Source organism: candidate division WOR-3 bacterium, from assembly GCA_016867815.1.
GTDB lineage: Bacteria > Hydrothermota > Tepidihabitantia > Tepidihabitantales > Tepidihabitantaceae > UBA2258.
In genome coordinates, this window is record VGIR01000026.1 from 13,067 (window position 1) to 35,868 (window position 22,802).

Annotated in this window: 21 protein-coding genes and 1 tRNA gene; 7 read left to right on the forward strand and 15 right to left on the reverse strand. The window is 62.8% G+C overall.

Going from position 1 to position 22,802, the window contains the following annotated elements; translation table 11 throughout:
* Positions 1–32: 32 nt before the first annotated feature.
* On the forward strand, positions 33–740 hold the full coding sequence (locus FJY68_05750) for a High molecular weight rubredoxin (protein MBM3331343.1): 708 nt from the start codon (positions 33–35) through the stop codon (positions 738–740).
* 59 nt (positions 741–799) lie between these two features.
* Here the strand turns inward: FJY68_05750 and clpX are convergent, their stop codons facing one another.
* The 10 genes from clpX to FJY68_05800 all read right to left on the reverse strand — a co-directional run bounded on the left by clpX (position 800) and on the right by FJY68_05800 (position 10,905).
* Positions 800–2,047, reverse strand: coding sequence for an ATP-dependent Clp protease ATP-binding subunit ClpX (gene clpX, locus FJY68_05755; protein MBM3331344.1), 1,248 nt, complete (start codon positions 2,045–2,047; stop codon positions 800–802).
* The gene (gene clpP / locus FJY68_05760; protein ID MBM3331345.1) at positions 2,044–2,640 is read right to left on the reverse strand and encodes an ATP-dependent Clp endopeptidase proteolytic subunit ClpP; all 597 of its coding nucleotides are present in this window, start codon (positions 2,638–2,640) and stop codon (positions 2,044–2,046) included. Before clpP ends, clpX begins: the two co-directional genes overlap by 4 nt.
* 40 nt (positions 2,641–2,680) lie before the next feature.
* Complete coding sequence (tig, locus tag FJY68_05765; protein ID MBM3331346.1) at positions 2,681–3,895, reverse strand: trigger factor; 1,215 nt, start codon at positions 3,893–3,895, stop codon at positions 2,681–2,683.
* 104 nt (positions 3,896–3,999) lie between these two features.
* Positions 4,000–4,081: transfer RNA gene (locus FJY68_05770), tRNA-Leu, on the reverse strand.
* A 144-nt stretch (positions 4,082–4,225) separates the two neighbouring features.
* Positions 4,226–5,389 (reverse strand): 23S rRNA (adenine(2503)-C(2))-methyltransferase RlmN, encoded by a 1,164-nt coding sequence (gene rlmN, locus FJY68_05775; protein ID MBM3331347.1) that lies wholly within the window; start codon positions 5,387–5,389, stop codon positions 4,226–4,228.
* Between the two features lie 99 nt (positions 5,390–5,488).
* Entirely contained in the window at positions 5,489–6,664 is a 1,176-nt protein-coding gene (locus FJY68_05780; protein ID MBM3331348.1) for a rod shape-determining protein RodA, read from the reverse strand.
* A 98-nt stretch (positions 6,665–6,762) separates the two neighbouring features.
* Complete coding sequence (gene mrdA / locus FJY68_05785; GenBank protein ID MBM3331349.1) at positions 6,763–8,544, reverse strand: penicillin-binding protein 2; 1,782 nt, start codon at positions 8,542–8,544, stop codon at positions 6,763–6,765.
* Positions 8,529–8,975 (reverse strand): hypothetical protein, encoded by a 447-nt coding sequence (locus FJY68_05790; GenBank protein MBM3331350.1) that lies wholly within the window; start codon positions 8,973–8,975, stop codon positions 8,529–8,531. Before FJY68_05790 ends, mrdA begins: the two co-directional genes overlap by 16 nt.
* The gene (locus FJY68_05795; GenBank protein ID MBM3331351.1) at positions 8,972–9,814 is read right to left on the reverse strand and encodes a rod shape-determining protein MreC; all 843 of its coding nucleotides are present in this window, start codon (positions 9,812–9,814) and stop codon (positions 8,972–8,974) included. Before FJY68_05795 ends, FJY68_05790 begins: the two co-directional genes overlap by 4 nt.
* 74 nt (positions 9,815–9,888) lie before the next feature.
* A complete protein-coding gene (locus FJY68_05800) occupies positions 9,889–10,905 on the reverse strand; it encodes a rod shape-determining protein (protein ID MBM3331352.1) in 1,017 nt (338 codons plus the stop codon).
* Between the two features lie 219 nt (positions 10,906–11,124).
* On the opposite strand from FJY68_05800, the gene FJY68_05805 reads away from it, so the two are divergent.
* From FJY68_05805 to FJY68_05820, 4 genes are all read left to right on the forward strand, one after another.
* Positions 11,125–11,961 (forward strand): tRNA (adenine-N1)-methyltransferase, encoded by an 837-nt coding sequence (locus FJY68_05805; protein ID MBM3331353.1) that lies wholly within the window; start codon positions 11,125–11,127, stop codon positions 11,959–11,961.
* Positions 11,951–12,832, forward strand: a complete 882-nt coding sequence (locus tag FJY68_05810; GenBank protein ID MBM3331354.1) for a cobalamin-binding protein — start codon at positions 11,951–11,953, stop codon at positions 12,830–12,832. The genes FJY68_05805 and FJY68_05810 overlap by 11 nt, the downstream gene beginning before the upstream one ends.
* 66 nt (positions 12,833–12,898) lie before the next feature.
* A complete protein-coding gene (locus FJY68_05815) occupies positions 12,899–13,843 on the forward strand; it encodes an iron ABC transporter permease (GenBank protein MBM3331355.1) in 945 nt (314 codons plus the stop codon).
* Positions 13,840–14,721 carry an ABC transporter ATP-binding protein gene (locus FJY68_05820; GenBank protein MBM3331356.1) on the forward strand — a complete coding sequence of 294 codons (882 nt, stop codon included), beginning with the start codon at positions 13,840–13,842 and terminating at the stop codon, positions 14,719–14,721. The genes FJY68_05815 and FJY68_05820 overlap by 4 nt, the downstream gene beginning before the upstream one ends.
* 79 nt (positions 14,722–14,800) lie before the next feature.
* Here FJY68_05820 and FJY68_05825 read toward each other — a convergent pair whose 3' ends face one another.
* From FJY68_05825 to FJY68_05835, 3 genes are read right to left on the reverse strand one after another with little or no spacing between them, the layout of a single operon-like run.
* Entirely contained in the window at positions 14,801–15,082 is a 282-nt protein-coding gene (locus tag FJY68_05825; protein MBM3331357.1) for a hypothetical protein, read from the reverse strand.
* Positions 15,079–16,359, reverse strand: coding sequence for a phosphopyruvate hydratase (locus tag FJY68_05830; GenBank protein ID MBM3331358.1), 1,281 nt, complete (start codon positions 16,357–16,359; stop codon positions 15,079–15,081). Before FJY68_05830 ends, FJY68_05825 begins: the two co-directional genes overlap by 4 nt.
* A gap of 3 nt (positions 16,360–16,362) precedes the next feature.
* Positions 16,363–17,643, reverse strand: coding sequence for a serine hydroxymethyltransferase (locus FJY68_05835; protein ID MBM3331359.1), 1,281 nt, complete (start codon positions 17,641–17,643; stop codon positions 16,363–16,365).
* Between the two features lie 220 nt (positions 17,644–17,863).
* On the opposite strand from FJY68_05835, the gene mazG reads away from it, so the two are divergent.
* Positions 17,864–18,718 carry a nucleoside triphosphate pyrophosphohydrolase gene (gene mazG, locus FJY68_05840; protein ID MBM3331360.1) on the forward strand — a complete coding sequence of 285 codons (855 nt, stop codon included), beginning with the start codon at positions 17,864–17,866 and terminating at the stop codon, positions 18,716–18,718.
* Between the two features lie 85 nt (positions 18,719–18,803).
* Here mazG and FJY68_05845 read toward each other — a convergent pair whose 3' ends face one another.
* Complete coding sequence (locus FJY68_05845; protein ID MBM3331361.1) at positions 18,804–19,022, reverse strand: hypothetical protein; 219 nt, start codon at positions 19,020–19,022, stop codon at positions 18,804–18,806.
* Positions 19,023–19,250: 228 nt separating this feature from the next.
* Here FJY68_05845 and FJY68_05850 point away from each other — a divergent pair, with 228 nt between their 5' ends.
* Positions 19,251–20,366, forward strand: coding sequence for a hypothetical protein (locus FJY68_05850; protein MBM3331362.1), 1,116 nt, complete (start codon positions 19,251–19,253; stop codon positions 20,364–20,366).
* A 46-nt stretch (positions 20,367–20,412) separates the two neighbouring features.
* Here FJY68_05850 and FJY68_05855 read toward each other — a convergent pair whose 3' ends face one another.
* Entirely contained in the window at positions 20,413–22,209 is a 1,797-nt protein-coding gene (locus FJY68_05855) for a 3-isopropylmalate dehydratase large subunit (GenBank protein ID MBM3331363.1), read from the reverse strand.
* Between the last annotated feature and the right edge of the window lie 593 nt (positions 22,210–22,802).

Sequence of the window (22,802 nt, forward strand, 5' to 3'; positions counted from 1 at the left end):
CCGGTGCCCACTGTACGATCGATCGTTCAAAGATCGACCTGGCCGCATTCAATTCCATCACCTACGGTCTCTACGTCGTTACCGCGCGCGACGGCGAGAAGCGAAATGGATGCATCGTCAATACGGTAGTCCAGGTAGCAGGCGAGCCCTGCCAGATCTCGGTCAGTGTGAGCAAGGGCAACTTCACGCACGACATGATAGTGAAGACCGGGCAATTCGGGGTCGCAGTGCTGGAGCAGGAAACGCCGATGCCGTTCATTGGAGTATTCGGATTCCGCTCCGGCCGCGACTACGACAAGTTCGCCCGCGCGCAGTTCCGGGATGGAGCTACGGGATGCCCGTTGCTTGTCGAGCACTCGCTGGCGGTGATTGAGGCAAAGGTGAGGACCGCGGTTGACTGCGGGTCGCACACCACATTCATCGCCGACGTGGTTGCCAGCGAGTTGCTGCGGTCCGGCAACCCGCTGACCTATGCCTACTATCATGCGGTGAAGGGCGGCAAGACCGGCAAGAACGCGCCGACCTATGCGGCGACAGTGACGGCGGAGAAGTCTGAGCAAAAGGAAAGGAAAGAGACCGTGAAGAAGTACGTCTGTGCGGTGTGCGGTTACGTCTACGACCCGGCCGCCGGCGACCCGGACAGCGGTGTTCCGGCCGGCACGCCGTTTGAGAAGATCCCGGCCGACTGGGTCTGTCCGGTCTGCGGCGCGAGCAAAGACCAGTTTGAGCCGGAAGCCTAGCTGGAAGTCAGAGGCGAGAAGCCGGAATCCGGAAGTGAGGACGGGGAGCTAGAAGAGAACTACTGAGCTTTGCGATGCAGCTGCCTGAGAACGTACTCAGGCGGCTGCTTCGCTCGAACCGTTCCGTCGGTGATGATGCACTCCTCGACATCCGTGCGCGATGGCAGTTCGAACATGATGTTGAGCATCGTTTCCTCCAGCACAGAACGCAAAGCACGGGCGCCGATTTTGCGCGCGGCCGCGAGTTCGGCAACCGCGCCGAGAGCTTCCGGAGTGAAAGTCAGCTTCACGCCTTCCAGCTCGAAACAGAAGGCAAACTGGCGGGTGAGGGCGTTGCGGGGTTTGGTCAGGATGTCCACCAGCGCTTCCCTGGAAAGACTGTGCAGTCCGGCTACTACGGGCAAGCGGCCGACGAGCTCCGGTATGAGTCCATACTTGATCAAGTCATCCGGCTCAACCAGCGGCAGCAGTTCGTCGCTGGTTCGCAGCCTGCGTTCGGAGATGTCGGCGCCGAAGCCCAGCGTGTTCGAGCGGATGCGGCGCTCGACAATCCGCTCAAGACCGTCAAACATCCCTCCGCAGATGAACAGGATGTGCCTCGTATCGACCGGGGTGTACTGCTGCTCCGGGTGCTTTCTGCCGCCCTGCGGTGGCACGCTGGCTATCGTGCCTTCGAGGATTTTCAACAGGGCCTGCTGGACCCCCTCGCCGGAGACGTCGCGGGTGATGGACGCCGAGTCGGCCTTCCTGCCCAGTTTGTCAATCTCGTCCAGATAGATGATCCCCGTCTCGGCTCGGCGTACGTCGCCGCCCGCTGCCTGTATCAAACGGAGCAGGATGTTCTCGACGTCCTCACCCACGTAGCCCGCCTCGGTTAGAGGCGTGGCATCTGAGATCGAGAATGGGACGTGTAGAAACCGGGCGAGGGTCTCGGCAATCAGGGTCTTGCCGACACCGGTTGGGCCGAAGAGGAGGATGTTGGACTTTTCGACCTCAACATCTCTCCGGGTTGAGAATACCCGCTGGTAGTGATTGTAGACCGCAACCGAGATGACCTTCTTGGCATGCTCCTGACCGATGACGTACTCGTCGAGGAACGACTTTATCTCGGCCGGCTTGGGGACTTTGGCGGGCGGCTGGATCGGGGGTGCGTTCCTTTGCTCGCGGAAGAGGCCGGAGACCGTCGCCGCGCAGCGCTCGCAGATGCGGCCGGTCCGGCCCTGGACCAGTTTCAGTCCCGGGCCGGCCTCGAGTCCACAGAACGAGCAGCGGCTGCGGGACGTCCGTCGCCTCGGGCCTTCGGTCACTTCCGCTTCTCGATCACTTCATCGATCAGACCGTAGGTCTTGGCTTCCTCGGCGGACATGAAGTAGTTGCGGTCCGAGTCTGCGACCACCTTATCCATCGGCTGTCCGGTGTGCTTGGACAGGATCCGCGACAGCTCTTCCTTCAACTTGAGTATCTCACGCGCATGGATCTCGATGTCAGTTGCCTGGCCTGAGATGCCGTGGGCCGAGGGTTGATGGATCATTACGCGTGCATTGGGCAGGGCGAACCGCTTGCCCTTTTCGCCGGCAGCAAGCAGCAGCGCGGCAATAGAGGCGGCTTCGCCGACGCAGGTGGTTGAGACCCTGGCCTTGATGTAGCGCATCGTGTCATAGATAGCTAGGCCGGAGGAGACAACGCCTCCCGGCGAGTTGATGTAGAGGTTGATGTCTTTCTCGGAATCCTCAGCTTCAAGGAACAGCAACTGGGCGACGACGAGATTGGCGACGTTGTCATCGACGGGCGAGCCCAGGAAGATGATGCGCTCTTTCAGCAGTCGGGAGTAGATGTCGTAGGCACGTTCTCCGCGGCCGGTCTGTTCGATAACCATTGGAATCAGCACTGGTACCTCCATGGGTTCCTCATCGTGAGATTTGAATTCAGGTCTGGCAGGGCTAACTGACACTCGCTTTGTCCACGACGAGCCGCAGGACCTTTTCGCGCAGTAACTGGTTCTTGTATACCGCGCTGCCGAGCATAGACTCGACCTCTTCGATCGGTCGCTTCGATTCCTCGGCCACATCCTGTGCCTGCTGTTTCAGCTCTTCGTCGGTTACGGTGACGCCTTCCTTATCGGCAATCCTCGCTACTATGCAGTCGAACTTGGCCCACTTCTGCGCAACCGGCATCAGCTTCTCCCGGGTCGCGTCGTCTTCTGGCAGGTTGTACTGCGTGCGCAAGCGTTCCAGCGACGACTCAACCCAGGACTCGGGGGGCTCGAACTGGTGCTCGGCCGTCAGAAAGTCGAAAGCCTGGTTCTTGAGTCCGTTCTGTTCCAGGCGTTTCCGATCGGCAAGAATTGACTCGTTGATCTCGATGCGGAGCTGGTCCATGCTGTCATATCCGAGGTCTCTCGCGAGTTCTTCGGTCACTTCCGGCAGTATGCGCTCCTTCACGTCGCGGACGGTGAACTTGTAGGTCAGCGTCCTGCCCGCAAGTTCCTTGTCACTGTGGTCGGCCGGGAACTTGGTTTCGGCGGTTCGCTCATCGCCAGGCCGGGCTCCGATCAGGGCCGCATTGACTTCGGCGGAGTTCAACCGGTCGCCGAGTTCCATCATCACACTGGTGCGCGGCTTGGCGACCTCCTCCTCACCGATGAACGTCCTTCGGTCCACCACAACGAAGTCATGCTCCTGGGCCGGATGGCTGACCGGCTTGAACGTCGCGCATCTCTCTCTTCGCTCCTGCAGTCGGCGCTCGAACTCGGCCTCGAATCCGGTCGGTTCTTCCTTCTTCAGCGCGAGGCCGGCGTATTCCCTGAGCTGGAATTCAGGGATAACCTCGTAGGAGAGCTGGAACTTGATGGTCTTGTCGGGCGCGATCTCGAGATTGGTGAACTTCGGCTCGGTGACCGGCCTGATTGCATCATCGGTCAGCACTTCCCGGATTGCGTTCTCGACCAGTTCCTCGGCCGCAGCGGTCTCAAGCTGGTTGCCGATGCGGCGCTCCAACACTGTGCGCGGCACGTGACCCACCCGGAACCCGGGTACCACGGCCTTGGGTTGTAGCTCGACGAGTGATTCCTCGATCTTCGCCTTCAGCTTGTCGGGCTCGAGCGTTACGTCAATCTCGCGCAGCCATTCTTTCGGTGACCGGACTGTCTTTTCCAAAACAGAACTCCTTTACAAATTCGGCCGATATCATCCAGAAGACCCAGATTGCGCGCATCGAATCCTGACAGCACAGGCGGAGTCTATGGCAGAACGGAGCTCGATGCGAGGAGGGGGAGTTGAACCCCCATCCGGTTAGGGACTGGATCCTAAGTCCAGCGCGTATGCCAGTTCCGCCACCCTCGCATGGCCGGTCAGTATAGCCAAGGAGAAGTGGGAAGTCAAAAAGGGGGGGCTTGGGTGAAGGCGGCGCCCTACGCTTGGGCTGCGGCTACTCGCGTAGCGAGCCAGATTCAGCGGTCCATCTGTAGCGAGGGCAGAAGCGAAGTGTTACCCGGCCAGGCCGGCGAGCTGGCCGCAGCCGGCGAGGATGCTCGCGCCTTTGGAGCGCCTAACTGTGACGGCAGGGACGTGCGGCCAGAGCTTGCGGGCAAAGGTCTCGACCGATTCAGGCGCGGGCGGCGTGAGTTCGCAGCCCGCGAACGGGTTGAGCGGAATCAGGTTCAGCTTGCAGGGAATGCCTTTGAGCAGGGCCGCGAGCTGCTTCACGTCTCTGTCGCGATTGTTGATACCATCCACAAGCACGTACTCGAATGTGACGCGCTTGCCCTTGGCGTCGGTGTAGTCGCGCATTGCCGCCATGACGTCTTTCAGCGGGTGTATCTTGTTGACCGGCATGAGCCGGGAGCGGGTCTCGTCGTCTGAGGCGTTGAGGGAGAGGGCGAGACGGAACTGCTCTTCGACTCTGGCGAAGGCGCGGATGCCGTCGGGGATGCCGGAGGTGGAGATGGTTATCCTGCGCGCGCCGATGCCCAGGCCGTTCTCGGCGTTTATGGTCTTCGCGGCCTCAATCGTCGCGTCGTAGTTGAGGAAGGGCTCGCCCATGCCCATGAAGACAACATTCGTAATGACGAAGTCCGAATGACGAATCACGAATGAGCGGACGGCCAGTACCTGGGCAGCGATTTCGTGCCAGGAGAGGTCGCGCCTGAACCCGTGCGTGCCGGTGAAGCAGAAAGTGCAGCCGAGCTTGCACCCGACCTGGGTGGAGACGCAGACCGTCCGACGGGCAGGGGTTCCGGCGTCCGGGGGTTGGCCACGGAGGCCCCTGTCTGACAGTGCCGGGGTTCGGGTCATGGAGCCAGGACCCTCGAACCCGAGAACCCCTGAACCCTCTCCTATCAAGACGGATTCGATGATGTTGCCGTCAGCGAGTTTGAACGTGAACTTGGTGGTTCCGTCGTCGTCGCTCGCTGTAGAGAGGAGGGAGGAGAGAGGAGGGAGGAGAGAGAAGCGCTCACTGAGCAGGGCGCGACGCTCCTTGCTCAGGTTCGTCATCGCGGCGAGGTCATCAACGCCCTTCTGCCAGAGCCAGGTGAAGACCTGAGCCGCAGTGTAGCGGGGCCAGCCGAGTTCCGCGCACAACGCCTGGAGTTGAGCGAGCGTGAGGGAGCGAAGATCAGGCTTCACAATGACGAATGACAAAACCCGAATTCTGAATCAAGTCCGAATGAAGGAGAATACCGAACTGCATCTGGGATTTGGTCATTCGAGCTTGAATCGTCATTCGGACTTCGGACTTCAAGTTTGTCCTCATTCGGGCCTCGATATCACATTGAGGACGAGGCCGACCATGAGGAAATTGAGGAGCAGGGAGGAGCCGCCGTAGCTGACGAAGGGCAGGGTGATGCCGGTGATGGGCAGCATACCGAGCAGCATGCCGATGTTGACGAACATCTGGTAGCCGATGATGGCCGCGAATCCGACGCAGAGGAGCGAGCCGGTCGAATCGCCGGACTGGCGTGCCGCGAGCAGTATCCGCCGCACTAGCCAGAAGAACAAGCCCAGCAACACGAGGCAGCCGACGAGTCCGAGTTCCTCACCGAGCGAGGAGAAGACGAAGTCGGTGTGGCGGTTGGGCAGGAAGCCGAGCCGCTTCTGCGAGCCCTGGAAGAGGCCTTTGCCAATGAGACGGCCGGAGCCTATGGCAATCTGTGACTGAATCGCGTTCCAACTGATGCCGTGAGGGTCGAACCACGGCGCGAAGAAGCTCATGATGCGCGCGCGCTGGTAGCCCTTGAGTGAGGCGAGCACCACTGGCGAGAGCAGGCCGAACCCGGCGCTTACTCCGAGACCGACGAGCGCATTCCTCACGCCCGCGCGGAAGAGCAGGATTATCCCCATGACTACGAAGAAAGGTATCCAGGTGTAGAGCGAGAACCCGGCCGCGAAAGACAGGGCAGGTGAGAAGAGCAGCAGGATATGGAGCGGCCGCATGCCCTGCCAGTAGAGCATGGCCGCGAGCATGGCCGCGAAGATGAGGGAGGTGGAGAGGTCGGGCTCGACCATGACCAGGAGGGAGGGGACAGCGGCTATGGCCGCGGGCAGGGCGAGGTCGCGGAAGCTGAGGCCGATGGTGCGCTTGTAGCTGAGATGCTTGGCGAGGAGCAGGACGGTAGTCAGCTTGGCGAACTCCGAAGGCTGGACGTACACCGGGCCGAGCACGAACCAGCGGTGAGACCCGGGGCCGGTACCGGCGATGAGCACCGCGATGAGCATCAGCACGGCCAGGCCGTATATGGGCTCGGCCAAGCCGTAGAGAATGCGGCGAGGTATGAAGACGGCAGCAGCCGCGGCGCCGATGGCAGCCGCAAGGAAGATGAGCTGGCGGAAGAAGAAATAGGAGCCGCCGGATGAGTAGATCGCAAGCAGGCCGAAGGACGCGAGCAGCAGGGTCGCGGCAATGAGGCCCGGGTCGAAGCGCTTCACAGGAAGGGGTCCTGGGGTTCAGGGGTCCCCGGGTTCCGGCCGAAGCGGCTCGGGAACCCGAACCGCCGAACCCTGGAGCCCTTGAACCCTGTTGTCATCTACTCGTGCTGCGGCGCTGCCGACGTATCAGCTGGCTGCGATGCAGGTATTGAGTCTGACTCCGGAGGTGAAAAGTAGGCGCGGATGAGTTGGCCGGCAATCGGGGCGGATACGGTGCCGCCGTGGCCGGCATTCTCGACCAGCACAGCGAAGACGACTTCGGGTTTGTCGGCCGGCGCATAGCCGACAAACCAGGCGTGGTCGAGCCGGGGCGGGTTCTGGGCCGTGCCGGTCTTGCCCGCGATGTCTATCTCCTTGACCCGGGCGCCGGTTCCGGTTCCCCACTCAACAACCCGCTCCAGCCCAAGCTTCACCACTTCGATGTCCTGCCGGCGCATCGGGAGTTGGCGGAAATCGGGCACGGTTGTACGGATCGCTAGTCCGGCCGAGTCAACCCGGGCTACAAGGTAGGGGCGAACCGCCCGACCACCGCTCGCGATCGCGCCATAGAGCACCGCCATCTGCAAAGGCGTGGTGGTGACTTCCCCCTGACCGATGGCGAAGTTTAGAACCGACCCGGCGCCCCACTTGTTCTTGCCATAGCGGGAATCGAGCCACTCGCGCGAGGGGATGTTGCCGGGTCTCTCTCCGGGCATATCGATTCCGGTCAAGCGGCCCAGGCCCACCTCGCGGGCATAGGCGGTCAGGCTGTCCAGCCCGAGCCGGAGACCCGCCTGGTAGAAGTAGGTGTTGCAGGACTGGGCGATGGCGCCGACGAGGTCGAGGCTGCCGTGAGCTGCGTTGCACTTGAAGGTGCGGTTGCCGTACTTGTAGCTCCCTAGGCATGTCTGGAACCGCGTGTCGCGGTAGAGTGCGCCTTGTCGAAGCGCCCCAAGCGCAACCACAGGTTTCATGGTGCTGCCCGGCGGGTAGCCGGACGTCAGCGCCCGGTTGAAGAAGGGCTTTGAGGGATTTGAGGTGAGCGAGTCCCAGGTCTCGGCGTCGATCGGCGTCATGAAGATGTTGGGGTCGAAATCGGGCTTGGATACGAGGCAGACGATGGCGCCGGTCCTTGTTTCCATCCCGACCACTGCCGCGCGGTCATAGGGAGCCAGTAACTGGCACGCAAGCCTCTGAATCCGGTCGTCGATGGTCATGACCAGGTTCCGACCTGGCATCTCGGGTTCCGGGTGCTTCTCCCGCAACGTGCCGATTTCCTGTCCCCGGGCGTCGACCTCGGCGTATTCCGACCCGTCACGGCCGCGCAGCATGGACTCGTATTGAGCCTCGATGCCGGCCCGGCCGACGAAGTCCAGCCGTCTCAGTGAAGTATCGTGCTTGAGTTCGTCCTCACTAACCTCGCCGATGTGGCCGAGGACGTGGCAGTAGCGGTTGGCGGTCGGATAGCGGCGCACCGGGTCGACTCTAACGTCGACCCCGGGCAGGCGGAAGCTCAACTCCTCAATTCGAGCGACCTCCTCTATTGTTACGTCTCGCTTGACGTTGACCGGCGAGGCGAACATCGCGACCGGCGCTAGCTGCGCTTGCAGGGTCGATTCAGGGACGCCGAGCATGTGGGCGAGCAGGGGCAGAGCCGAGTCGGTGAGTTCGGTCGGTACCACCGAGACGGTGAAGGACGGCCGCGTGTCCGCCAGCAGCACGCCGTTCCGGTCGAGGATGCGGCCGCGCGGCGCCGGCAGAACCAGCTTGCGTATTCGATTCCGGTCGCTCAGGCGTGCGTACCGCGCGCCCTGGATGACCTGTAGCTGGATAAGTCGGGCGGACAAGACGCCGAGCAGGATGAGCAAGACCTGCGTCAGCCGGGTTAGGCGGGCTGCCATCCGTGGTAGAGGAGCCGGGTCAAGCTGAGTTCAGCCAGCGGGGCGAGCAACAGGGTCAGACCGGACGACACGAGCAGGACGGGTAGTTCGGGCAGGCCCGTGCCGAGGAGTCCGACGGCGCCCCACTTGAGGGCCAGGGCCATGGCCATGAACAGGAGCGTGGCCCAGCGCGCCCGATAGAACAGCGTGCGCAATACCGCCACACCATAGCCCGTCGCTGCCATCGTGAACAGGTGTGTGCCGGTGAAGGCCGGTTTGGTGACGTCAAGGCACAGCCCGGCAAAAGCCCCGGCCAGGGTGGACGCAATGCGGTTCTCGTGCAGCGAGATGACAATCAGTCCGAGCAGGATCAGGTCAGGCCACCACGGATTCACACTTGCCTGTATCAGGAAAAGGAGATAGAGCAGGACGAACGCGACGAGGGTTCTCACTGGCCTGCCGGCTGGCCCGGGATAGTGATCTCTGGTGGGACTGTGTTCTCAAGCCAGACGGTCCCGGTGTCGGACTCGGGGTCTTCGGGCAGAGAGATGACGAAGACCCGCTCGACCCGGCTGACATCGGCAAATGGGCGGATCATCACCGGCTTGAAGAGTGCTTCTGGTCGGTCCGGGACGTTCGTGACTTCACCGACCCGCAGTCCCTTTGGGAAGATCGTTCCCAGGCCCGCGGTCACCATGGTGTCGCCGGGTCTGAAGTCGGAGTCCTTGGGCGCGTAGTCGAGTACGAGCTGGCCGGAACGGTCGGGGCGGGCGAGGGCAGGGACCCGCGACCGGACGTTGAGCACTGCGATCCGCGATTCAGAGGCTAGTATAGTCTGGACCAGGGACTGGTGTGTGCCGCAGGCAACAACCTTGCCGCAGACTCCGTCCGGCGTGATTACAGGCGCGCCCGGCCTGATGCCGTGGAGCGCGCCGCGGCTGATGACGAGCCAGTGCTCGAACGTGGTGAGGTCGCGACCGATTACCGGCGCCCGTATCAACGCCACGTTGTCGGGCGGTTCCGCTGCCGCGGACCGCGAGCCTGACTCGATGCGGGCATTCTCCACCGCGAGCCGAGCGGCAAGCAGGGAGAGCCGTTCGTTTTCGGCCCGGGCATCGTGAAGCGACCGGCTGACCGCTGTGCTGAGACGCAGCGGGGCGAGAAGCGCAACTTGGAACGGTTCCATGGCAGCGACGCGCAAACGATGGGGGAAGAGGAGTGGGACCATACCCAGCACGATGACCAGCCAAGCAGCGCGGTCGTGCCAGGCGGTAACGATGGGTCTGAACAAGACCGACTCAGTCGAGCCAGACGGCTGCCGATGTCATGAGATGGAACACGGCCATCGGGCCCGTAGTGGTTCCGCTACTTGGCGCGGAGTACGAGTTTCTCGTTGACGCTGATGTTCTCCAGGATGCGGCCGGCGCCGCGCACCACGCTCTCGAGCGGGTTCTCGGCTACGAACACCGGCAGGCTGGTCTCTTCCTTGATGAGCAGGTCAAGCCCGCGCAGGAGCGCACCGCCGCCGCACATGTAGATGCCGCGGTCGACGATGTCGGCAGCCAGCTCCGGCGGGGTCTTCTCCAGGGCAAGGCGAACCGCGTCGACGATCAACGTAATCGGTTCCTCGAGCGACTCGCGCACCTTGGTGCTGGTAATACGGATAGTCTTGGGAATCCCGGAGACAAGGTCCCGGCCTTTGATCTCCATCGTTTCCTCTTTGCCGGTCGCATAGGCCGAGCCGATGGCAATCTTAACCGACTCGGATGTCTGCTCGCCGATTATGAGGTTGTAGTTCTTCTTGATGTAGTTGACTATCGCGTCGTCCATCTCGTCGCCGGCGACGCGGACCGAGGCGGCGTTGACCACGCCGGAGAGCGCGACCACGGCGATTTCGGTCGTGCCGCCGCCGATGTCGATGATCATGTTGCCGGTCGGCGCCTCGACCGGCAAGCCGACGCCGATTGCCGCGGCAATCGGCTCGGACACGAGGTAGATCTCGCGGGCGCCAGATGCCTCGACCGAATCGCGCACCGCGCGTTTCTCCACCTCGGTGATGCCGGAAGGCACGCAAACGATGACCCGGGGCCGGACGAAGAGTTTCTTGCGCTGCACCATGCCAATATAGGTCTTGAGCATGATTTCGACGATACCGAAATCGGCGATGACGCCGTCTTTCATCGGCCGGATGACACGGATTCCCTCAGGCGTTCGGCCCAGCATCCTCTTGGCCTCGGTGCCTACCGCCACGATTTCGTGGGTAAGCTCGTCGATCGTGACGATCGACGGCTCGCGCAGTTCGATTCCCTTCCCCTTGACGTAAATTAGGGTGGAGGAGGTGCCAAGGTCAATCGCTATGTCGTTGTTGAAACGCTCGGTGATGCCTCTGAAAAGGGAGTTCACTGTCACGTCGATAGCGTATCCTAAACCGTCGTCCAGTCAAGCGTAGCCGGTCAGAGTTCGCTACGAAGCGTACGTGTCGTCGCCGAAGACCACGGGGTGGGAGGTGAAACTCGCGGAATCTGAACTGCGTAGGACTGTGTTCCAGTTTCGAAGCAGCGCTCGACTTGGCCGCTTGACTTGCCCTGATGTGAATCTAGAATGGGCATGATGATACACCCCGGCGACTATGTGATTCTATACCATTCCGACCGTATGAACTACCTGGTGGCGGTCCAGCCCAAAGGGGCGTTCTCGACCCACCGCGGGCAACTGCCGTTCGACCAGATCACGGGCAAGGAGTACGGCGATTCGATCCGCACCCATCTGGGCTTTCTCTTCTACCTGCTGAGGCCGGGCCTTGCCGACCTGGCGATGAAGGTGAAGCGCGCGACGACCATCGTCTATCCGAAGGACGTGGGCGCGATGCTGCTCTCGGCCGCGGTCTTTCCGGGCGCGCGGGTGATAGAGTGCGGGTCAGGGTCGGGCGCCCTCACGACCATCCTCGCCAACTTCGTCCGGCCCGGCGGGAAGGTCTATTCGTATGAGCGCAGGCCCGAGTTCAGCGCCAATGCGCGGGCCAACGTCGAGCGGTACGGGCTGGCTTCGTTCTGCGAGTTCTTCGTGCGCGACCCGGAGCAGGAGGGGTTCGAGCAGTCGGGTGTGGATGCGGTGCTGCTCGACGTTCCCGAGCCGTGGACACTGATAGCGCCGGCACACAAGGCCCTGAAGGGCGGCCACACCCTGGTGTCGATAATCCCGACTGTGGAGCAGTTGCGCCGGACCGTGTCGGCCATGGAGATGCAGGGGTTCGCGAGAATCCACGTGAAGGAAGTGATGGAGCGGGAGATGCTCGTGCGGACGACCGGTATCAGGCCGGCGGACCGGATGGTCGCGCACACGGTCTACGTGATAACGGGGAACAAGGTGAACGAGCCGGGGCTGGCGAACGTGGCGATGCCGGAACCGGTATCGGAATCGCCGCGAGATGAAGAGTAGCCTGGGGTTCCTCGGTTCCGGGGTTCGGGGGTTCGGGTCGGCAAATGGCCTGCGGAGACTGGTGTCCATCTTCCTGATGGTCGCCGGGTGCGGGCAGAGGCAGGCATCCGAATCAGAGCTTCGGGTTGTGTCGCTTGTGCCGAGCGTGACCGAGATCGTATACGCGGTGGGCGCGGGAAAGGCACTCGTGGGCAACACGAATCAGTGCAGCTTCCCGGAGGCGGCCAGGAGCGCGTACAAGGTCGGGGATTTCATGAGCCCGGACCTGGAGCGGATCGTCGCGCTGCGGCCGAGCCTTGTCTTTCTTACTCTACCCATGCACCGGCAGTTGCTGGATAAGTTTGCCGAGCTTAAGATACCCACCTACGTCTCCCGGCCGGGTGACATCGAAGCCGCTCTTAGGGAGATAGATACCGTGGCGCAACTGCTGGGACACAGGACAGCGGGGGAGAGCCTTGTCGCCGGAATGCGACGCCGACTGGACTCCATTGCGCCGTCTGCGGACACGCCGCGCGTCTACGCCGAGATCTCCGGGACGCCTCTGATGACTGCCGGCGGCGGCACGTTCATCAACGAACTGCTGGTGCGGGCGGGCGGACGCAACGTCTTCGCATCGTCCGCGCAGGAATACCCGGTGGTCGACCCCGAGGCTGTGCTTGCGGCTGACCCTGAGGTCATCCTGCTGCTGCACCCGGACATGAGTGCGCGTGACGTTGCCGCCCGCGTCGGCTGGGGCGGTATCAGCGCGGTGAAGAAGGGCCGCATCTATGAGAAGCTCGACGAGGACCTGCTCTTCAGGCCGGGACCGCGGATCGTTGACGGCGTGGTCCTGCTCGCGAGGCTGCTGCATTCAGAAACCACGAGGAGCTAGAATTCAGGGATTCAAGGAATCCAGGATTCAAGTGGTCACTCGAATCCCAATCTCCGCGGACAGGTGATGCGGCGACCTTCGTTGGCTTGGGCCGGCCTCATCCTTCTGCTCGTGTCGGCCGCGGCGCTCTCGGTAGCCATCGGGCCCGGCGGATTCAGCGGGACCAACCTTGGCGCGGTGATGAACCTGCGCCTCTTGCGGCTGGTGCTGGGAGTCGTCGCCGGCGGGGTGCTCGCGGTCGTCGGCGCCTCACTGCAGGGCCTGCTTCAGAACCCGCTCGCGGACCCTTTCACCATGGGCGTGGCAAGCGGTGCGGCCCTGGGCACGAGCCTGACCCTGGTGCTGGGCAGGACGGCCGGAGCGTTCGCGCCGGTCGGCGGGTTCGCTGGAGCGCTGGCAACGATGCTCCTCGTGTACGCGCTCGCGCGGGTGCGGGGCCGGGTCACGGTCACCGGCCTGGTGCTGGCCGGGGTCATCACGAGCTTTCTTTTTTCGAGCCTCGTGATGCTCGCGATGATACTAGGGCGGCGTACGCTGGGCGAGGCAGTCTACATGATGATGGGGCACCTGGGGCCGGTGTTCACCGGCACAACCGTGTGGATCTTTGGAGCAGTCGCGGTCCTCTCCATTGCCGGCTGCGCCTGGCTCTTCTCGATGTCACGGTCGCTCGACATCATGTCGTCAGGCGAGGAGGCGGCGGAGACGCTTGGGGTCGACACCCAACAGGTCACCAAGACTGTGTTCGTCATCTCCTCGGTGCTGGTCGGTATGGTGGTCTCTTTCACCGGGGCGATCAGCTTTGTGGGTCTGGTCGTGCCGCACCTGGTGAGGATGCTGTTCGGGCCTGAGCACCGGCGGGTCCTGCCCGGGTCGTTTGTCGCGGGCGCGGGAATCCTGCTGCTCTCGGACGTGCTGGCGCGGAACATAGTGCCCGGCGGCCTGCCGCTCTCGATTGTCACCGCGCTCGTCGGCGTGCCCTTCTTCATCTACCTGCTCAGGAGCCGGTTGTGAAGGAGCGTAGGGGACTGTCACCGCTTTCGTCTGACGAAAACGGTGACTGTACCCAATCGCAGGACGGCGACTGTACCCAGTCCATCCACAACGCCATCGAGCTCTCGGGCCTTTCCTTCGGCTACGGCGAGTCGCTGCTATTCGAGGACTTTGATCTCGATGTGGCCTCAGGCGAGTTCCTCGGCGTCATCGGGCCGAACGGTGCGGGCAAGTCGACGCTGTTGAGGCTCGTGTCCGGATTGCTCAGGCCGGCAAAGGGCTCGGTCCGGATTCTGGAGCGCGACCTCGGCGCGTTGGGCCGGCGAGAGGTCGCGCGGACCCTCGGTGTGGTGCTGCAGGAGAACCCGTTCGCCTTCGACTACTCAGTCTCAGACGTCGTGATGATGGGTCGGAATCCCTACCTCGGAAGGTTCCAGAGCCCGGGCAGGCACGACCGGGAGGCAGCGAAAGCGGCGCTCGAGTTCGTGGATGCCCTTTTCCTCAAGGAGAAGCGCATCAACTCGATATCAGCCGGTGAGCGACAGCGAGTGGTGCTGGCGCGCGCGCTGGCCCAGGAGCCCCGGGTTCTTATGCTCGACGAGGCGACATCTCACCTGGACATCGCGCACCAGCAGCTCATCGCGCGCATCCTCTCGGAGATGAATCGGCAGGGCAAGACGGTTGTGTTACTGTCGCACGACCTGAACCTGGCCGCGCTCTACTGCTCGCGAATCCTGCTGCTCGACCGCGGCAAGACAGTGGCCTGCGACGTGCCAGAGCAGGTCATCTCAGCCGAACTGATTCGAGCTGTCTACGGGGTAGAGCCGATTGTCACCCGGCACCCGGAGAGCGGCCGGCCCCAGGTGCTGCTACCCGCGCCGGCGCTCAAGCAACAGTAGGCTCTTCGCCCGCAGTCCGTGAATCGGTGAAGGCCGGCTGCCTGATGCAGTCGGCCTTCGCTATGAGAACCTGTCCGGCCTAGCGCGGCGTCTGCGCCGAGTCGGGTTTGTCGCCGAGCAGCTTGCGGGCCAGCATTGCGGCAGAGTCGGGATTAGCCAGCCAGTCGCGGCGATGCCTCCGCTCTTCGAGTTTGTGTCTGAACTCGGTGATATCGTTCAGGATTCTGCGTTCGCGGGCCTTGCGGCGGCCGATGCTTATCAGCCCGTTGGGACCGGCCAGAAACCAGAAAGCGAACACAACGAACACTGCCAGCACCGCTAACCTGACCAGCCGCTGCAGCGGTGACGAGCCGGCGTTCATCGTTTCAGGGTATGCATCCCGGCATAGCGCAGGACGTCGTCTTCCTCGATGCGAATGAGCCGGTTGTACTTGGTCACGCGCTCGCTGCGACAGGGCGCTCCGGTCTTGATCTGCCCGGAATTTGCCGCCACCGCAAGGTCGGCGATGAAGTGGTCACTTGTCTCCCCGGAACGATGGGAGATGACGGTGCGGTACCCGGAGTCGGTTGCGACTTTGACGCAGTCCAGGGTCTCGCTCACCGTGCCGACCTGGTTCGGCTTGATGAGCACGGCGTTGGCGATGCCATCGCGGATGCCCTGCTTCAGCCGGTTGGTGTTGGTCACGAAGATGTCGTCACCAACGAGCTGAACCCGGCTGCCGAGCCGGTCCGTCATCTTCTTCCAGCCGGCCCGGTCGTTCTCGGCCAGCCCGTCCTCGATAGATATGATCGGGTACTTCTTAGTCCACGTATCGTACAGATCGATTAGCTCGCCTGACGTCAACGTGTGCTGTTTCGGCGTGCGGAAGTGGTAGAGGCCTTTGCTGTAGAACTCGCTTGACGCCGGGTCGAGGGCGATGAAGACCTGCTCGCCGAGGCGGTAGCCGGCCTTCGTCACCGCGCGCTCGATGTACTCCAGCGGTTCCTCGTGGTCGCGGAACATCGGGGCGAAGCCACCTTCGTCGCCGACTGAAGTCGGTTTGCCGGCAGCGTGAAGCAGCATCCTCAGGTGACGGTAGATTTCGGCCGCGGCGCGCAGTGCCTCGTGGAAAGTCGGGAACCCGGCCGGGACAACCATGTATTCCTGGACGTCGAGGTTGTTGGAAGAGTGGGCGCCGCCGTTGATGACGTTCAGAAGTGGCGTCGGTAGCACCATAGTGCCCGCGCCGCCGAGGAAACGGTAGACGCAGATGCCGGCGGTGATTGACGCGGCCCGGCACACTGCGAGCGACGTGCCGAGTATGGCATTGGCCCCGAGCTTGCCCTTATTCGACGTCGGGTCGAGTTCGATCAGTGCCTGGTCGATCCGGTACTGGTTGGTGGCGATCATCCCGACGAGGCGACGGCGGATCGTGCTGTTCACGTTCCTGACCGCCTTGAGCACGCCCTGGCCGAGGAACCGTTTCGGGTCGCCGTCGCGCAGTTCGCAGGCTTCGTACTTTCCGGTCGACGCGCCGGAAGGAACCGAGGCACGGCCCATGGTTCCGTCGGACAGGATGCAGTCCACCTCGATAGTGGGATTGCCTCGCGAGTCGAGTATCTCGCGGGCTTCGAGGTCGGCGATGAGTGGCGCGGGCATGTGCTACTCCTCGCCGGCGAGCGTCTTGTACTCGGCCCGGCGCTCGGCGTAAAGCGGGAAACCTTTGACCAGTTCGGCCACATCACCCTTGACCTTCTCGAGCTCAGCTTCGTTGTCGCGGGCGGCGACCGCGCGGTCGATGAGGCCGGCGATCGTCTTCATCTCTTGTTCCTTCATGCCGCGAGTGGTGAGCGCGGGCGTGCCCAGCCGGATACCCGATGCGATGAACGGCTTCTCCGGGTCGTAGGGAATCGTGTTACGATTCACAGTTACGCGTACTTTGCCCAGCACCCGTTCTGCGTCGCGGCCGGTTATCTGTTTCGGCCGCAGGTCGACCATCATCAGGTGATTGTCGGTGCCGCCGGAGACGATGCGGAAGCCGCAAGCGGTCATGGCTTCGGCCAGTGCCTTGGCATTGGCCAGCACCTGCTTCTGGTAGGCCTTGAAATCGTCGGACAGCGCTTCCTTGAACGCAACCGCCTTGGCCGCGATGCAGTGCTCGAGCGGCCCGCCCTGGTTGCCGGGAAAGACCATCCTGTCAATGTCCTCGGCGTACTTCTGCTTGCCCATGATGATGGCGCCGCGCGGGCCGCGCAGGGTCTTGTGAGTGGTCGTAGTCACGATGTCGGCGTGGGGGACCGGCGACGGATGGAGACCGGCTACGACCAGCCCCGCGATGTGAGCGATGTCGGCCAGTTGGGCTGCCCCGGCTTCATCCGCAATCTCCTGGAACTTGGCGAAGTCAATCGTGCGCGGGTAGGCGGACGCGCCGGACACGATCACGCGCGGTTTGTGCTCCAGCGCCAGGGCGCGGATGGCCGCGTAGTCGAGCGTTTCGGTCTCTTTGTCGACCATGTACGGCACGACCTTGAAGTAGCGTCCGGAGAAGTTGAGGGGGTGTCCGTGCGACAGGTGCCCGCCATGGCTGAGATTCAGGCCGAGTATTGTATCGCCGGGCTTGGCCAGGGTGAGGTACGCGGCGATGTTGGCCGAGGTGCCGGAGTGGGGCTGGACGTTTGCGTGGTCGCAGCCGAAGAGCTGCTTGGCGCGCGCGATGGCCAGGTTTTCGGCAACGTCAACCCACTTGCACCCGCCATAGTAACGCTTGCCCGGATAGCCTTCGGCATACTTGTTGGTCAGGACCGAACCAAGGGCGGCGAGCACGGCCTCGGAGCAGAAGTTCTCCGAGGCGATGAGCTCGAGATTGTTGTGCTCGCGGTTCGTTTCTTTGCTGATTGCTTCAAACACTTCCGGATCGGTCTTCGCTAGCAGGTCGGATTTCATTCAGTGGTCTCCTTGAATTCTACGCGGCCGGCAGTCGAGGACGGCAACAGACGGTGGATACGATTGTATTCCGGTGTCTTCGGCACGCGGGCCGCTAACATCAGGCTAAAAGGTAGCGGCGGGCGTGGAAAAGTCAAGGAGAGAGGAAAGGGGTCAAGGAGCCGAGGGGTTCAGGATTCAATTGGCGCTCCGGTCAGCACTCGAACCGCAGATTCCTTGAATCCTCGAATCCCGTCCGCTAGACTCGGGCGTGTTTTCCGAGCTACTTGAGGTCGTCCGCCTGCTGCGCCGGCGTTGCCCCTGGGACCGCAAACAGACGCTGGCCTCGACCCGGCCGATGCTGCTCAATGAGACCTTCGAGCTCGACGAGGCCTTGCGCCGGCAAGACAAGGACGCCATCACCGAGGAACTCGGCGACTACCTGTTCATGGGCTTGTTCCTTGCCGAGGTCGCGGGCGCAGAGCTTGGCATATCGCTTGAGGATTCCCTCAAGGGCATCGTTGCGAAGCTCAAGCAGCGCCACCCGCACATCTACGGCTCGACCAGGGTGCGTGGCGCGGCGGACGTGCTGGCCAACTGGGAGAAGATCAAGCGCAAGCAGAAACGGAGTGGGGGGCTGCTTTCGGGTGTTCCGGTTGCCATGCCCGCCCTGCGGCAGGCGCAGCTAGTCCAGGAGCGGTGCCGCCGGGTCGGGTTTGACTGGGACCGGCCGGAGCACGTACTCGACAAAGTCGAGGAGGAGATTCACGAGCTGCGGCAGGTGCTCGCTCGAGGCCGCAAGAGCCGGGCGCGCGTACCGGAAGAGCTTGGCGATCTGCTCTTCGCGCTGGTCAATCTGGCGCGGCATCTCGGTGTTGATGCCGAAGGTACGCTCAAGGATGCCAACGCCAAGTTCCGGGGACGCTTCCGGCTCATCGAGGAGCATTTTGCCTCCCGGGGCAGGGAGCTGGGCGAAGTGAGTCTGGATGAGATGGAAGCTGCCTGGCAGCAGGTGAAGCACGCCCGGTCCAGAGCCAGAGGGCCGAAGGACAAGGCAACCTCGAAGTCAGGAAAGGGACGAAGCAGGACGGCCTGAGGCGCAACTTCGTCGCCCGCCTTGGCTGTTTCGCCGCTAGTGGCTCGGAATTCGAACTTTCGGCTTCGGATTTGCCGCGATGGCCCTACTCGTCGTCGAGGTTGATCTTCAGGTCGTCCGACTCGTCCGAGTCCTGGTCCTCCTTCAAGTGTTCCTCGTCGACCTCGGTCTCCTCATCGTACGTGCGAGTCGTATCGACGCTGCCACAGACCGGGCACTCGGCTTCGAGTTCTCCGTCCTCGTCGTCGGAGTATACCTCAAAGGTGTGGCCGCATTCGAGGCACATCAGTTCGCGATTAGCCATTTTCGGTTTCTCCTACCACCTTTTTACCGGCAAGATTCCGCTTGTCAAGCACTGCGTCGCGCGGTGTCGCGCGGAGAGGCGTCCGCACCGACTCCACAAGCCTCTCACTATCTGATGATTGTGCAGGTGCAGCCGTGAGCCGGCTGCTCGCGGCTTCACCCTATGGGAGAGAGCGAGAGAGCAATACGTCTGTTTGACTCCGGCCGTTTGGGCACTATCCTACGAAGTGTGAACTCGCCAGTTCCTGCCGTCGCTACGGGCTTCAGGCCGGCCCTTGCCCGGGTCGCTGTTCTCCTGCTCGTGTACTCGACTGTTGCCGGCTTCGCTGTCTCCGAATTCATCCGCTATCCCGGCCTGGCCAGCGTCAAGCCATGGCTGGGCGGAGAGAGTTTCTTCGGCGACATGGTCTACGGCCGCGCGCCTCAGCCGTACGTGACCCGTGTGCTCGTGCCCTGGCTTGTGCGGACGGCGGTCGCCGTCACGCCGTCAACCGCGAGGTCGCAGACAGAAACTAGCGCTCGGCACTCGCTCACCAGTAACGGCAGGCCACTGTGGCTGCATCAGTATCCGTTCGAGTTTACCCTTGCCAAGAACATCCTGCTGCTGTTTGCCATCGGGTTTGCTTTCGCCTTGTGGTGGCTGGCGCGCCTGACGCTCGACGTGCCCGCGCCCGCGGTTGACGCCATTCCGGTCGTCTCGCTGTTTGCGCTGCCGGGCCTGTACGGCTATGGCAGCATGCTCTACGATCTACCTGCGCTGTCGTTGTTTACACTGGGGCTCGCGTCTATCGCCGCGCGCCGGCAATGGCCCTACGCGCTGCTGTTCGCGGTCTGCGTGTTGAACAAGGAAACCGGGCTCCTGCTGACGCTGGTCTGGGCGGTTTCAGAAGCGCGCAGGCGCAAACCCAGGCAGTTGGCCGTCGGCATCGGATTGCAGGTCTGCTTCTGGCTGGTGACGCGGGGTCTCCTGTTCTGGTACTTCAGAAACAACCCGGGCGAGCCGCTAGCCCTTCACCTACTCCGCAATGCCCAGGTCCTTGCAGTTCCCGGCAACTGGTTCCTGTTCCGGCCGGTCACGGACTGGTTGATTCTGCCGAGGGGCTTCAACGTCCTCTATCTCTTCGGCTTCATCGCCTCCCTGTATGCGCTCCATCGGGCCCCGCAGTTCCTGAGGGACGCGTACTGGGTCGTGCTCCCGGTCTTCGTCCTGACGTGGTTGTTCGGCAACGTTGATGAGATGCGGGTCTACTACGAACTCCTGCCGATAGTCACTCTGGTTCTGTTCAGCGGCCTGTACCGGTTGATGGGCTACCGGCCGCAGCCGGCAGCGTCCGCTGCCACTTGAGCCGGACCGCGGTGCATTTCGCGGCTCTCCACTTGAGGCTAGGCCGTCATCCCAGCAGTCCGCCTTTCCGGTAGATCTCGATCTGGACCGGTGGGAACGGTCGACCCTGCACTTTGACCCCGGTGGCCTGTATTTCAATCTCGCCGCTCGCCAGGTTCACCCGAAGGTGCTCGCCGTCTCTGAGTCCGGATGCCAGCAGGTTTGCGGTCATGACCGGGAACCCGGAGTTTACCGCGTTGCGGAAGTAGTTGGCCCCGAATGAGCCAGCAATCAGCAGGCCGATACGCAGGCTCCTGAGACAGTCAACCGCCTGCTGGCGTGAGGATCCTGTCCCAAAGTTCTTGCCGGCCACTATGATGTCGCCCGGCTGAGCGCTCTTGCTGAAGTGTTCCAGGCCGGGGACGCTGTCGAAGGCGTATTGCCCCGTCTCGCGGAGGTCGGTGACGGCGAGGTGGCGGCTGTGGAATATCATGTCAGTGTCGACGTTGTCCTTCGAGATGAGCCAGATTCGGCCCTCTACCACTAGGGGCACGGCCCGAGGTGTGCGGTGCTCGTGTGAAGCCCTGGCCATGGGCTTCGGCTTGAAGAGCGCGGGCCGCACCGGAATTGCCCCGGGATTGACGATGGCTCCGGCAACCGCAGATGCCGCAGCGGTTTCGGGCGAGACCAGGTAGATATCACCCTTGCCCTGCTTGCCGGCGAAATTCCGGTTGCCGGTAGCAACCGTCACCTCGCCCGGGCCGTTCTGGCCGATCTGGCCTGCCGCGCAGCCGGCACATCCGGCATTGGCGACCAGTGCGCCGGCCTGCTTGAAGGTCTCGATGATTCCGTTGCGCATCGCCTCGTGCCAGATGGCGTCAGTCGCCGGCACTATCTTGAGCACTACGCCGGGAGCGACTTTGCGGCCCTTGAGGACTTCGGCCGCAGCCTTCAGGTCATCCATGCGGCCGTTGGTGCAGGAGCCGATGAAGGCCGAGTCGATCTTGCGGCCGGCAACTGAGGCGACAGTGACGACGTCCTCGGGATGGCCCGGCCGTGACACCAGCGGCTCGAGGTCAGCGATGTCGACGCGCTCGGTTCGCTCGTAGGTTGCATCCGGGTCGGCTTGGACCGGGTCGGCCACGCGTCCGGTCTTTGCTTTGCAGTAGTCCATGATGATCTGGTTCGGAGGGAAGAACATTACAGTAGCACCCATCTCGGTACCGAGCGAAGCAACGGTCATCCTGGCGTCGAGGCCGAGTTTGTCCGCGTACTCACCGTAGACTTCGGCGGAGAGGCCGAGCAGTCCGTTCGCGCCGAAGTGACGTAGCAGGGCGAGTCCGATGTCCTTGGCGGTCGTGCCGGGCTTGGGTTGGCCGACCAGTTCGATCTTCACCGTGGCCGGTACCTCCAGCCATACCTTGCCGTATGCCCAGGTGTGGGCGATGTCCCGGTCTCCCATGCCTTGGCCGAACGCGCCGATCGCCCCAAGGATGTTGGCATGCGAGTCGGTCGAGACAAACGTGTCGCCGGGACCAACCAGACCACTGTCAACCGCCAGGTGGGTGCCGATACCGGCGTCAACATCAGAGACCTTGATGCCGTGGTTCCGGGCGAATACGCGGCAGGCCTGTTGACTCGCAACGTACTTCTGATCGGAAGCTGTCGGGTTGCAGTCGAACGTGAAGACGGTCTTGGCCGGGTCGGCCACGCCCAGACCGTTGTCTTCCAGGCTCCTGACAACGTTGGCCCCACCGAAGTCGCGCGCTACCCGTACATCAATCGCGAGTTCGACGATGTCCCCGGGGCTGACGTTTCTCCCCGAGGAGTGGGCAGCGATTATCTTCTCCACGACGGTGGCCATGGCTAGATGAGGAGCCGCCCCTTGTGCATCAGGACGAGGGGGTCGAGCAGCTCGAGGTCGGTCAGATGGACAGTGACGGCACCTAGCACCTTGCGCGCCATCGCTCTCTCGGGCATGAAAGCGATGGTGTTCACGATGGCGTCGGGCATGGTCGCGATTGCTGTCTCAGCCACATCTCATTCCGAAATCTCACAGGTTTTTCCTTATGCCGGCCTTTCGCCGAGGATTATAACGCTGGGGTTCGCGTGTTCAAGGCTCAAGGCAGGTGATCGCCTGTTTGGGTCCGTTCCGGGTCTGTGGGCTCGTATCTGGCTCGCCCCTGTTGCCTCATATATGGATCTACTCCTACGCGCCCCGTTGCCTCAGAATAGATTTCTACTCCTAGCATCGGTCTTGTCCAGCTTGGCTTGGGTCCGCCACCGCGGTCTGCTCTGCGACTTCCTTGAGCAACTGCCGCTGTAGCCGCTCGCACCGCCGCTTCAGTTCGGCCGGGTTCAGCTCTCGGTATTCCGTCGCCAGTCGCTGCCTCAGCGATGGCTCCAGTTCTTTCCACACCAGCAGCCGCTGGTAAGGCGTCTTGGCAGGCTCATACT

Bases quoted from the DNA above. Each gene is read 5' to 3' on its own strand.
- FJY68_05845 (MBM3331361.1), bottom strand. From the start codon at position 19,022: ATGGCTAATCGCGAACTGATGTGCCTCGAATGCGGCCACACCTTTGAG.
- FJY68_05805 (MBM3331353.1), top strand. From the start codon at position 11,125: ATGGGCATGATGATACACCCCGGCGACTATGTGATTCTATACCATTCC.
- FJY68_05835 (MBM3331359.1), bottom strand. From the start codon at position 17,643: ATGAAATCCGACCTGCTAGCGAAGACCGATCCGGAAGTGTTTGAAGCA.
- FJY68_05855 (MBM3331363.1), bottom strand. From the start codon at position 22,209: ATGGCCACCGTCGTGGAGAAGATAATCGCTGCCCACTCCTCGGGGAGA.
- FJY68_05815 (MBM3331355.1), top strand. From the start codon at position 12,899: ATGCGGCGACCTTCGTTGGCTTGGGCCGGCCTCATCCTTCTGCTCGTG.
- clpP (MBM3331345.1), bottom strand. From the start codon at position 2,640: ATGGAGGTACCAGTGCTGATTCCAATGGTTATCGAACAGACCGGCCGC.
- FJY68_05825 (MBM3331357.1), bottom strand. From the start codon at position 15,082: ATGAACGCCGGCTCGTCACCGCTGCAGCGGCTGGTCAGGTTAGCGGTG.
- mrdA (MBM3331349.1), bottom strand. From the start codon at position 8,544: ATGGCAGCCCGCCTAACCCGGCTGACGCAGGTCTTGCTCATCCTGCTC.
- FJY68_05810 (MBM3331354.1), top strand. From the start codon at position 11,951: ATGAAGAGTAGCCTGGGGTTCCTCGGTTCCGGGGTTCGGGGGTTCGGG.
- FJY68_05830 (MBM3331358.1), bottom strand. From the start codon at position 16,359: ATGCCCGCGCCACTCATCGCCGACCTCGAAGCCCGCGAGATACTCGAC.